Below are 13,282 nucleotides of genomic sequence, written 5' to 3'. Positions count from 1 at the left end.
ACAATTTCGGTTTTTAAATGGTATTAAAAAGAGTCATCATATTTGTTTTGTCTGTCATGCCTATTCTAGGTTTTGGCCAAACTAAATATACGTTTCAAAATCAAGACTTACCTATTGAAATGCGTGTTCAAGATTTATTGGAGCGATTAACCGTAGAAGAAAAAGTATCGATGCTTGTGTCTACCGCAGAAGCGATTCCGCGTTTAGAAGTCGATAAATATTATCATGGTAACGAAGCTTTACATGGTGTTGTAAAAGGTGGGCGATTTACCGTGTTTCCTCAAGCTGTAGCTTTAGCGGCGACTTGGAATTCGGATTTAATTTATAACGTGTCTTCAGCTATTTCAGATGAAGCCCGAGCAAAATGGAACTTCTTCAACCAAGGTAAAGATCAAAAAAATGTGTACAGTGATTTACTCACCTTTTGGTCGCCTACCATTAATATGGCACGCGATCCACGTTGGGGAAGAACGCCCGAAACTTATGGTGAAGATCCTTATTTAACCAGTAAAATAGGTGTTGCTTTTGTAAAAGGATTACAAGGAAATGACGAGAACTATTTAAAAGTAGTGTCTACTCCCAAACATTTTGTAGCCAATAATCAAGAAGATAATCGGTTTGCTTACAATGCTAATATTTCTGAAAGGTCGCTACGTGAGTATTATTTCCCAGCTTATAAAGCAACCGTTCAAGAAGGCAATGCACAATCTATAATGAGTGCTTACAACGCTGTTAATGGTGTGCCAAGTACGGCAAACAATTGGTTGCTAAACACTGTTTTAAGAGATGAATGGGGTTTTAAAGGTTATGTGGTAAGTGATTGTGGAGCACCAACGTATTTAGTGAAATCGCACAAATATGTAGATACTAAAGAACTCGCAGCAAAAGCAGCAATAGAAGCGGGGTTAGATTTCGAGTGTGGCAATGATATTTATGCAAAACATTTACTTTCGGCTTATAAAAAAGGTTTAGTTTCCGAAGAAAATATAGATAAAGCAACGGCTAGAGTGTTAACTACGCGGTTTAAATTAGGGATTTTCGATAGCACAGAAAACAACCCGTATACCAAAATTTCACCAGATATTATTGGTTCAAAAAAACATCAAGATTTAGCTTTAGAGGCTTCAAGAGAATCTATAGTGCTTCTTAAAAATGAGAATAATACTTTGCCTTTAGATGTAAATGCTATTAAAAAAATAGGAGTGGTTGGTTTTAATGCCAATCAGGTTGTTTTTGGAGATTATAGTGGATTGCCGGTTATTAAACCCATTTCTCCTTTAGACGGAGTTAAGGAAAAGGTTGGTAATAAAGCCGAAGTTACTTATGTAAAATGGAAAACCGCCGCTAGAAATTTAAACCTTATTGAAGCTGAAAATTTACGTAATGATTATAATGATGAAACTGGCTTATACGGAGAATATTATGATGATAAGTTTCTAGAAGGTACGCCGCAAACTCGCGTAGATAAGGTAGTGAATTTCGATCCTGTAAACAATCCGCCAGATCCGTATACCAATTACAGGCATAAATCAATAAGATGGACGGGCAACATAACGCCTAACTTTTCGGGAATTTATAAAATTGGTGTTAATTCGGATGATGGTGTTCGATTGTGGTTAAACAATAAACTTGTTGTAGACGAATGGCATAATCGCGGAATGACTACCGATCAAGTTGAAATAACGATGGAAGCTGGTGCAAAATACGCTATTAAATTAGAGTATTTTGATAATGGTGGCGATGCTATTTGTCAGTTATTATGGGAAGTCCCAACTTTAACCGATGATTTATATGCGGAAGATAAAGCCGTTGCCCGAGCAAGTGATTATGTGATTGCTGTTATGGGAATTAATAAGTCTATAGAAAAAGAAGGTCGAGACCGTACAGATTTAAAATTACCCGAAGATCAAGTTAATTACTTAAAGGAGATTTATGCCGAAAACAAGAATGTTATAGTTGTTTTGGTTGCGGGAAGTTCTTTGGCTATTAATTGGATGGACGATAATATTCCTGCTATTGTAGATGCTTGGTATCCGGGAGAATCTGGTGGAAAAGCCATTGCCGATGTGCTTTTTGGTGATTATAATCCTGCCGGAAGATTGCCGTTTACTTTTTATAAATCAATCGCAGATCTACCTCCAATGGACGATTACGAGGTTTCTAACGGTAGAACTTATATGTATTTTGAAGGTGAAGCGCTTTATCCGTTTGGTTATGGTTTAAGTTATTCTGAATTTGAATACAAAGGCATTAAAATAAAGCAGAAAGACGACACATTAACAATCACGACAACCATTGAAAATATTGGAGATTATAATGGTGATGAGGTGGCTCAATTATATTTCAAAGCACCTAACGCTTCAGTTAAAAGACCTTTGAAGAAATTAGTCGGTTTTAAAAGAGAATTTTTGCCTAAAGGAAAATCAACTAAGATAGAATTTGAAGTTTCGAAAAAAGAGTTGCAATTTTGGGATGTAAAAACGAAACAGTGGGCTTTTGCAAGTGGCGAATATCAATTTATGATAGGTGGATCGTCTCAAGACATTAAGCAACAAAAAAGTTTTCGTTTAAAACCATAAAAACCTTTTTGCATTATGAAGTTTGCTTTATTAGCTATTAGTCTTTTTTTTACTTGTTTGCTTTCAGCTCAAACGGAAGATATCATTACGTTGTGGCCTGATAAAGTACCCAACGAGTCGCGGCCAAAACAATTACCAAGGCAAACGGACAACACGAGTAATAATGTTATAAGGTTAACGGATGTTACCAACCCAACGCTTACAGTATTTAAACCAAAACAATCCAATGAATCTCAGGCAGGTATTATTGTTTGCCCAGGTGGTGGTTACGGTATTTTGGCTATCGATAAAGAAGGTTACGAGATAGCCGAATGGTTAAACAACTTGGGTTACACCGCGTTTGTGTTACAATATCGAGTTCCTAAAAACCAAAAAGGAGCTTCTCAAGATATTCAGCGGGCTATAAAAGTGTTGAGAAGTAAAGCTTCGGAATTTGATTTAGATACCAACAAAATAGGACTTATAGGTTTTTCAGCAGGAGGTCACTTGTCTGCTTTAGCTTCAACCAATGATAATACTAGTTTTTATGAGCCTCAAGATTCTATAGATAACTTATCGAGCAAGTCGAATTTCACGATGCTTATTTATCCAGCTTATTTAGATAAAGGTGAAAATAAAACAATAAATCCCGATTTTTCTTTAGATAAAAATACACCACCGTTTTTTATCTTCGGAACAGCAGATGATCAATACGGCAATAGTGGTTTTGTTATGGGGCAAGCTTTACGCGATAACGAAACGCCAGTAGAGTTACATGTTTATCCAGAAGGTGGACATGGTTATGGTTTACGTAAAGGAAATGTAGCTGGCGAAATCTGGCCAAAATTAGCCGAAAAATGGTTAAAGAATATGGCAAAGCCTGCCAAAAAAGAAAAGCTAGACAGAACTTATAATTTTCCGAAAGCTGAGGTTAAACTAAAGGGGCTTCCTAAAAAGAAAGATGTTTGGGTTTTTATAATGGCGGGACAATCTAATATGGCGGGTCGTGGTTATGTAGAACCGCAAGACACTATAGCATCGAGCCGAGTGCTAACTATAAATAAAAATAATGAAATCGTTTTGGCTAAAGAGCCACTTCATTTTTACGAACCTAAAATGGGAGGTTTAGATAGCGGTTTGTCTTTTGCTAAAAACCTTTTAGAAGAAATTCCAGAAAACACATCTGTATTATTAATACAAACTGCGGTTGGCGGAAGCTCGATAAGTCAATGGCTTGGAGATGTTAGTCATCGAGATGTAAAATTATTATCAAATTTTAAAGAAAAAGTTGCGCTAGCAAAAAAGTACGGTAAGGTAAAAGGCATCTTGTGGCATCAAGGGGAGAGTGATGCCAATCCAAAAAAAATCCCTCAACATGATGATAACTTAACAGCACTTTTTAAAACGTTTAGAAAATCTGTTCGGAATAAAAAGTTGCCCATTTTGGTAGGTGAACTTGGTCGCTACTCCAAAAAGGATGCGCTATGGGTGGAAATGAATTCCATTATAAACGAGCACGCTAAAGGAGATGAATACATGTCGGTTATTAAAACCGATGATTTGGTCGATAAAGGTGATGCGGTACATTTCAATTCAGAAAGTCAGAGATTATTAGGTGAACGCTACGCGGAAGCTTTTCTAAAAACAATCAAAAAATAAGAAGTTTTATAGCGGGTAAGCTTTTATAGAACAGATTATTTTGATAAGTTTTTATGGCGTCAACTTTATTTGAATTGAAATCTAAATATATGTTGAAAAAGAACTTATGAAAAAATTAAAATATAAAAGCATGTTTAAATATTTAGGATTGTTTTTGGCTTGTCTTCAAGTGTTAGTGTTAACAGCACAAGAAGATAAGACTTCGGAGTTTTCAATTGTAAAAGGCAATAATGTCATATCAATTTTAATTGATAAAAAAGATGCTGAAGTGGTATCTATAGCTTCAAATATTTTTGCAAATGATGTTTTGAATATTACCGGTTTAAAACCGACAATAATTTCGAAAGCGAGTACTGCTTCATCTGTAATAATCGCAGGAACTATTGGAGAAAATACGATAATAGATAAATTAATAGCTTCGGGTAAATTAAACGTTACTGCGTTTAAAAATGATTGGGAACGTTATGCTATTCAAATTATAGAAAACCCTGTAAAAGGTATTGATAAAGCTTTAGTCATCGCGGGGAGTGATCGCAGAGGAACAGCTTACGGTATTTTAGAATTGTCTAGAAAAATTGGTGTCTCTCCATGGGAATGGTGGGCCGATGTTACGCCAGAAAAAAGAAAAGAGTTAAAGATTACAGTTGAAAATACGGTATCCAAAAGTCCTTCAGTAAAATACAGAGGTGTTTTTTTAAATGATGAAGATTGGGGTTTACAACGTTGGGCTGCTTTAAATTTTGAGCCAGAAACCGGTGATATTGGTCCTAAAACCTACGCTAAAGTTTTTGAGTTATTATTACGTTTAAGAGCCAATACTATTTGGCCGGCGATGCATTCGAGTACCAAACCGTTTTACTCGTATCCTGAGAATAAATTTGTTGCAGATAATTATGCTATTGTCATAGGAACGTCGCATGCGGAACCGATGTTGAGTAACATCAATACGGAATGGAAACATGATACCATGGGCGAATATCGTTATGATACCAATTCAGAAACCATAAAAGATCTATTTACTAAACGAGCTAAAGAAACCGCGAAATACGATGGTATTTATACGGTTGGTATGCGAGGAGAGCATGATTCGCCAATGATTGTTGGTGAAGACGATACCGATGCACAGGTTAATTTATTAGAACGTGTTATTACCGATCAGCGTGCCATATTGAAAAAGGAAACCAAGAAGAATCCAACAGAGATTCCTCAAGCTTTTGTGCCTTATAAAGAAGTATTGAATTATTACCAAAGTGGACTAAAATTACCAGAAGATATTACACTTGTTTGGACGGATGATAACTACGGCTATATGCGTCAATTAAGTAATCCTGATGAACAAACTAGACCAGGTGGCGCGGGTGTATATTACCATACCTCATATTGGGGAAGACCGCATGATTATTTATGGTTGAATTCCACAAACCCTGTTTTAATGTGGGAAGAAATGTCTAAGGCTTATGAGTTTCAATCCCGTGATATTTGGATTTTGAATTGTGGAGATATTAAACCACATGAATATAACATCGAGCTATTTTTAGACATGGCTTGGGATATGGATAATTTTGAAAAAAGTACCGCTGTAAAAACACATATGAGTACTTGGGCAGTACGTGAATTTGGAAAAGAATCGGCTTCTGAAATTACGGATGTTTTATTTGAAAGTAACCGCTTAGCCTATATTAGACGTCCAGAGTTTATGGCTTGGAGCCAAGTGGAACCTGTTACAAAAGAAGGCGAAACAGAATTAACGCAGTATCATTATGGCGATGAGGTTTCAGAACGTATCAATAGCTATCAAACTATCATTGAAACTACAGAACATTTATATGATGGTATACCGGAACATAGAAAAGATGCTTTCTATCAATTGGTGTATTATCCTGTAATTGGCGCTTCAAAATTAAATCAGAAATGGCTGTATAGCTTCAAAAATAAATTTACGGCTAAACAAGGTAGACAGAGTGCAAATGCGTTTGGTGCTTTATCAAAAGATGCTTTTAATCGTATTGAAAAGGAAACATCGTATTACAATACAAAACTTCAAAACGGGAAATGGAATCATATCATGACCATGGCGCCTCGTTTTTTACCCGTCTTTGCTCAACCGGCGACATCTACTGTTCAAACCGAAGAAAAAGCTAAGTTAGGTTTGGCTTTAGAAGGTTACCAAATGGAAGTGAATGATGAAATTATAAACAGTTATGCAGATGTGTTGCCGGTGTTTAATAGATACACAAATAGCAGTTATTTTATTGATGTTTTTGTTGAAGGCAACGGAACTCTAAACTGGGAAGCTAAACCAAAGGCCGATTGGATAAAATTATCTGAAGTAAGCGGTGTCTTAAATACAACTTCAGGTCAGGTAGAAAAAAGGATTTGGGTGCGTATCGATTGGGATAAAGTGCCAAAAGGCGAGAACAAAAAAGAAGCGCCGTTGGGACACGATTTTCAATTAATTCCACCAAGTTTTAAGGTGAATAGTGCTATTGATTTTATTTCCGAAGGAAAAACAACAACCATTGGAGTTTCAGTTTATAACCCGAAATTAGAAGTTTTAAAAAACTACAAAGGCTTTGTTGAAGATAAAGGATATGTGTCAATAAATGCTGAAAATTTCACAAGGAAAAACGCAGTAAAAGATGCGGATTGGGAATTATTTGAAGGCATGGGCTATACCAATAAGGTTATTACAGCTTTACCTCGAACGGCAGTACCAAATGTTAATATTGAAGAAATAAAAGCCAATAGCCCTGTTTTGGAGTATGATTTTTATACTTTTAATTTCGGAGAAGCTCAAGTGAACTTACAAGTTGTACCCACACACGCACCACATGCAGGTATTGGCGTACGTTGTGCCGTTGCTATTGATGATGCCGACCCTGTAATTGTAGATTTTCAAACGCAAGGTCGTAGTGATGAATGGAAAGAAAATGTGCTTAAAAACGCCACGGTAAAAGCGGCGAAACAAATAGTAAATAAGGCCGGAGCGCATACTTTAAAAATTTGGATGGTAGATCCGGGGGTTATGATAGATCAGGTGTTGATAGATTTAGGAGGATGGAAAGCGAGTTATGCTTTTCCGAAGGAAACTGTTAAAAAATAATTAGAATTTTGAATAAATTGTATAGTAAGTACATTGGTGTCGTGCTTTTAATAATATTGTTTTCTTGTGAGGAAAAGATAAAAGCTGAGGTGACTCCTATTCAAATAGCATTTATTGCCGATGCCCATTTTCAAGATATTTATGCGCATTTTGAAGATGCCAATTATAAAGGTATCGAAAATCCGGAAACAGGAAATTTTGTTAATATCAGGACTATGCAAGCACAATTGCAATCCACTAGAATATTCAACGAAAACTATTTTGCATTTATTGAAGCTCTAGATGATATTGTTGCTAGAGGTATTAAATATGTGGCGCTGCCTGGTGATTTTAGTGACGACGGACAACCAATTCACGTAAAAGGTTTACGCAAAATTTTAGACCGTTATTCTAAAAAGCATGGTGTTTTATTCTTCGCAACCACCGGAAATCACGATCCCGTAAAACCTTTTACTCAAGAGGCGGGAAAAACTGATTTTTTAGGCGTAGGCGGTCAGGAACAAATTATAATAAGTTCGGTTAAAAATTTAAAAGACACAGCGGAAGGGCAGTTGAAACCTATAATAACTTCAGAAATAAAAAAATGGGGTTATAAAGATATTTTGAATGAAATGGGGGCATTCGGGTTTTATCCTCAGAAAGAATATGTGTACTGGGAAACGCCGTTTTCTTCATATACTTACGACGAATATAGTTTTGAAAAAGCCAAAGAAGCTTCAGGTTTAAACAAAAGAACCTATCAAATTGATGACTATAATACGCATCCGGATGCTAGTTATTTAGTAGAGCCAACCGCTGGTGTTTGGCTTTTAGCAATCGATGCCAATGTGTATGTGCCAAATAAAGAATTGTCGGGAGCATCAAATAATGCAAGTGATTTTTCTGGAGCAAGTATTGGTTACAATAACGTGCTTTTACAGAAAATGCATTTAATAGCTTGGGTGAAAAAAGTAGCAGCACAAGCCAGAGAAGAAGGTAAGGTTTTAATCGCTTTTAGCCATTATCCTATGGTTGATTTTAACGATGATGCTTCCGAAGAGATGAAAGCCTTTTTTGGAGAAAATAAAATGCAACTGCATCGCGTTCCTAAAGCCGATGTTGCTGAGGTTTTTGCCGATGCAGGCATTCAAATACATTTTGGAGGCCATATGCATATTAACGATACTGGTGCGCGAACTAGTAAAAAAGGCAATACGTTGTTCAATATACAAACGCCATCATTAGCGGCATACGCTCCGGGATATAAAGTGTTAACCATACTGTCGGAAACAGATTTTGATATAGAAACTGTAATTATTAATAAGGCCAAAAACTTTAATAGTTTGTTTCCGTTATATGAGCAGGAATACGCTTACTTGAGCGAAACGGATTCTTCTACAAAATGGAATAAAGATATATTAACTACCGAAAATTATAAAGATTTTACTAAATTTCACTTGAAAGAATTAGTGCGTCTTCGGTTTTTGCCAAGCGATTGGCCTAAGGCTTTTGCTGATAGTTTTTTAACCGCCTCGGGGAAAGATTTGTTATTAAAAAATAGTACATCAACCGAATTACTAAACGCCCATTTATTAGCTAACAACTTAACCCTGGAAGCTTTTGAAACGTGGACAGGTTTTGATATGGTTAACGATTTTTATAAATTGAGAAGCGCGGATCAATTAGCTTTCGCTGATATTGGTGAAAATCGATTAAAGGCATATCAATTTATTTGTGAAGAGTTAAAAGATGTTACAGATGAAAAACTGAAGTTGTGGTTGCGTATTTTTGAAAAAAGTAGAAAAGGCGCACCTTCCAATCATTTCAGAATAAATTTAGAAGTCCATACCATAAAAAATATTACTCCATAAATCTTAAAACAATACCCATTTAATGATTAAACGTTTTATTATATTTTCCCTTTCTTTTTTGTTTGTTTTATGCAGTTTTGCTCAAAACATCAAATTTGAACATTATAATGATAACGATGGGTTGTCTCATAATTCTGTGCGCCATGTGGTTCAAGATAAAAGTGGGTTTTTATGGATTGGTACCTTTTCTGGATTAAATAGATTTGATGGTTACGAGTTTCAGTCTTATTTAAGTACTTCTGAAGGTGAAAATAAAATTAATGATAATGATATTACAGCCTTAAAATTAGATGAGAAAGAGCGTAATATCTGGATTGGTACACGAAAAGGACTGACTTTATTCGATTGTGATACTCAAAAATTTACCACTTTTTTAAAGGATGAGAACAACCCAAATAGTTTACAAGACGAAGAAATTCGATCTATTTATGTAGATAATTTCGATCGTGTTTGGGTTGGTACAAAAGACAATGGCGTATTCTTGTTTTATGCAGACGAGGAACGTTTCGAGAAAGTAAATCTCCCGGATTTTAATTACGTAAAAGAGATTTTTGAAGACTCCGAAGGTCATATCTGGATTGGTAGTTACGGTACAGCGTCTATAGCAAAAATAAATTTAGATTCTGTTGGCAATATCCAGCAAATAAGCACTTTTTCTTTGCCTATACCTAATTCTATAGAAACTAACCCGTATGTGTATTTTATATATGAAGATGCCAAAAACGATATTTTTGTAGGGACAAGAAAAGGACTTTATAAACTTGACAAGACTCTAGATAAGTTTGAAAATTTATATATTGAAAACAAAGAAACAAGAGAAGCTTTAGGACCTTATTTTTTATCGGTAGTGCAAGGTCCCGATGGCAAATATTGGGTTGCTACCCTTGGAGGTTTAATTGTTTGCGATAGTTTAGAGGTCATTGCTCAAGGCGATTTTAAACGGTATTATTCTGTTTTAACAGATCAAACATCTCTAGTAGATAATTTGGTTTCTGCCTTATATTTTGATGCTTCTGGAATTTTATGGATTGGTACCGAAGATGGTTTGGATAAGTACGATCCTTATGAAAATCAATTTAATTTAAACAAAGATATTTCGGAATATATAGGGAATCAGGCCCCTAGAATCCGTGGTTTTTCTAAAACATATACCGATGAAATTATTGTCGCTACCCGACATAACGGGCTCTTCATATCAAAAGAAGATCGTTTCGTACCTTTAGAAATAGATCAAATAGATATTGCTAGTATTTATTCCCCGGACGGGAAAGTGTTCTATTGTGGGTTATGGAATGGTAAAATATTGATTTACGATTTTGAAAAGAAGACTTCAAAAGAGGTATATATCGGTTTTGAAGAATCTCCGATAGTCACTTTCGAAAACTTAGGCAATAACAAGCTGGTTGTTGGCTCGTTTGGTGAGGGTGCATTAATTTTAGATACTGAAAATATTGCTGGAAGTATTCAGCAGCCCAAATTATTAGTCGGTAGTGAGATTAACGAGATTATAAAAGGTGAAGATGATGTTGTTTGGTTTGCAACAGAAACAGGCGCTGTAAAATACAATGCAAAAAATGGCAGTCAAACCATTTATAAATCGTCTTTAGATACAGAAAAAGGTTTAGCTCACGATAATGTGAGTGATATTGTTTTCGATAAATCGGGTAAACTTTGGGCAGCTACGCGTAATGGAATTTGTTATTTTGATAATGAAAAAAATGACTTTTATCCTTTAAATCAACCTGAAGAATTAGCTGGTAAATGGGTAACGGATTTACTTGTAGATACCAACGGCGATTTATGGTTAAATGTAAATAATAACAGTGTTGCAAGAGTAAATGTTAGTAGTTTAGATTATAATATATACCACGTAAATAGCGGTAATAGATTAGATTATTTTAGCTCTAGAGGATTTTATAAATTTAGAGATTCTAATATTTATTTGGGAGGAAAAAATGGAGTTATTTATTTTTCGCCTTATACGATTAAAGAGAATAAATTATCTCCTGAGCCTATAATAACCGAAATTAAAATACAGAATGAAATATTGGTTCCGGGCATGGAAATCAATAAGGAAATCCCGCTAAAAGAAGATTTTAATCAAATAAAAAGTATTGATTTAAATTATAATAACAGGAATTTTTCACTTGAGTTTTCTTCACCTTCTTATGCTAATGAAAAACTAAATAAGTTTGAGTATCAGTTAGAAGGTTTCGATAAAAAATGGATTTCTACAAATAGTAATTCTCGAACGGTACAATACACCAATTTATTCCCGGGCGATTATGTTTTTAAAATGAAATCGTGCAATAGCGATGGACACTGGAGTCCAATTGTATCGTACAAAATTACAATAGGACGACCGTTTTGGCTTACCTATCAGGCTTTGTTTTTGGTTGTTCTATTTTTAGGTTTAGTGCTTTACTTTGTGAGGCGCGATTTTAAAAACCGTATGCGTTTAAAGCAAGAATTGGTCACCGAGAAGGTAAATAGAGAGCGTGATATTAAATTAAACAATGAGAAATTAAGATTTTTCACCAACATATCTCACGAGTTAAGAACACCTTTAACGCTAATTATTGGGCCGGTAAAACAACTAATTGAAGAGAGTAAGGAATATAGTAGCGACTATCAAAAAAGCCGTTATCACTTAATTCATCAAAATGCGAGTCGACTTTTAAATTTAGTAAACCAAGTACTCGATTTTAGAAAAGCACAAACGGGAGAATTAAAGTTAAAAGTATCGAGTACCGATATTTTGCAATACACACAAAACACGTTCGATTCCTTTAAGGAGTTTGCTTATAATAAAGAAATTCAGCTTAATTTTAATTCGGAAAACGAGGTGCTTTTCGGTTGGATTGATCGTGATAAATATGATAAAATTTTATACAACCTTTTGTCAAATGCTATTAAGTTTACCAATAAATATGGGCATGTCGATTTATTTGTGCGATTAAAAAGTGATAGTAGCGATTATTTAGTGGTTGAGGTTAGTGATGATGGTATTGGGATTCCGCAAAAAAGTCAGGAAAAAATATTTAAGCGCTTTTACCAAGCCACAAATAGTAAGGAAAACAATACGGGGTCGGGTATTGGTTTATCGCTTGTTAAAGCTTTGGTCGATTTGCATAAAGGCACTATTTCTGTGCAAAGTACGCCAAATAAAGGGAGTGTGTTTTCTTTTGAAATTCCAATAAGTAGAGAACTTTACAGTAAGAATGAAGTTTTTGAATTTGTGACTAATATTGAAGAACAGGAGCAAATTCCGAAGGTTCCATTGAAAAAAACAACAACAAATACCGAAATTAAAGAGAAAATATTGGTTGTTGAAGATAATACCGAACTCCGAAAATATTTAATCGATTACCTATCTAACTATTATAAAGTTTACGAAGCAGAAAATGGGGAAGAAGGTTTGCAGATTTGTCGACAAGTAAAACCTATATTATGTGTGGCCGATGTTATGATGCCTGTTAAAAATGGTATTGAATTTTGCGAAGAACTTAAAAATGATGAGTTTATAAGTCATATTCCTGTAATATTATTAACTGCGCTTTCGGAAAATGAAGACAAGGTAAAAGGATATAATGTTGGTGCTGATGGGTATTTGGTAAAACCTTTTGATCCGTCGTTATTAAAATCTATAATGGTTAACATTATAAAATCTAGATTGGAATTAAAAACCAAATTTTCTGATGATGCTGATAGCGAAATTGGTTTGCTAACGCACTCGCCGGTAGATGAAGTTTTAATGGAGAAAATCTCCAAACTGATAGAAGATAATATTAGTAAACCCGATTTAACCACTAGTTTTTTGTGTGAAGAATTAGGAGTGAGTTCTTCTAAATTGTATCGAAAAATTAAAGAATTAACAGATTTAGCTCCGAATGAGTTTATTAGAACCATTCGTTTAAAAAAATCGGTACAATTACTTAAAACGAAAAAACATAATGTGTCGGAAGTAACTGATTTAGTTGGGTTTAACGATCCGTTGTACTTTAGTCGTTGCTTTAAAAAGCAATTTGGTTATCCGCCAAGTAAGCTGCTTAAATAGGCTTTTTGCTTTAATATCTCCATGTTTTTGATTTATAAATCCATTTAAATCCATT

The 13,282-nt window shown here is 34.9% G+C and carries 5 protein-coding genes; all 5 read left to right on the top strand.

Annotated features, from left to right (window positions below; all coding sequences use genetic code 11):
* Nucleotides 1–17 precede the first annotated feature (17 nt).
* The 5 genes from GQR98_RS02315 to GQR98_RS02295 all read left to right on the top strand — a co-directional run bounded on the left by GQR98_RS02315 (nucleotide 18) and on the right by GQR98_RS02295 (nucleotide 13,227).
* The gene (locus GQR98_RS02315; RefSeq protein WP_159018107.1) at nucleotides 18–2,579 is read left to right on the top strand and encodes a glycoside hydrolase family 3 protein; all 2,562 of its coding nucleotides are present in this window, start codon (nucleotides 18–20) and stop codon (nucleotides 2,577–2,579) included.
* A 15-nt stretch (nucleotides 2,580–2,594) separates the two neighbouring features.
* A complete protein-coding gene (locus GQR98_RS02310; protein ID WP_159018106.1) occupies nucleotides 2,595–4,217 on the top strand; it encodes a sialate O-acetylesterase in 1,623 nt (540 codons plus the stop codon).
* Between the two features lie 106 nt (nucleotides 4,218–4,323).
* The gene (locus GQR98_RS02305; RefSeq protein WP_159018105.1) at nucleotides 4,324–7,320 is read left to right on the top strand and encodes a glycosyl hydrolase 115 family protein; all 2,997 of its coding nucleotides are present in this window, start codon (nucleotides 4,324–4,326) and stop codon (nucleotides 7,318–7,320) included.
* Between the two features lie 8 nt (nucleotides 7,321–7,328).
* A complete protein-coding gene (locus GQR98_RS02300; protein WP_233268064.1) occupies nucleotides 7,329–9,170 on the top strand; it encodes a metallophosphoesterase family protein in 1,842 nt (613 codons plus the stop codon).
* Between the two features lie 22 nt (nucleotides 9,171–9,192).
* On the top strand, nucleotides 9,193–13,227 hold the full coding sequence (locus tag GQR98_RS02295; protein WP_159018104.1) for a hybrid sensor histidine kinase/response regulator transcription factor: 4,035 nt from the start codon (nucleotides 9,193–9,195) through the stop codon (nucleotides 13,225–13,227).
* Nucleotides 13,228–13,282: the final 55 nt, after the last annotated feature.

Origin of the sequence: Algibacter sp. L3A6 (genome assembly GCF_009796825.1) — a bacterium.
In the GTDB taxonomy this organism is placed as follows: domain Bacteria; phylum Bacteroidota; class Bacteroidia; order Flavobacteriales; family Flavobacteriaceae; genus Algibacter.
Note: the sequence above shows the minus strand (reverse complement) of the source record. Positions and strands in the feature narration are given on the sequence as shown.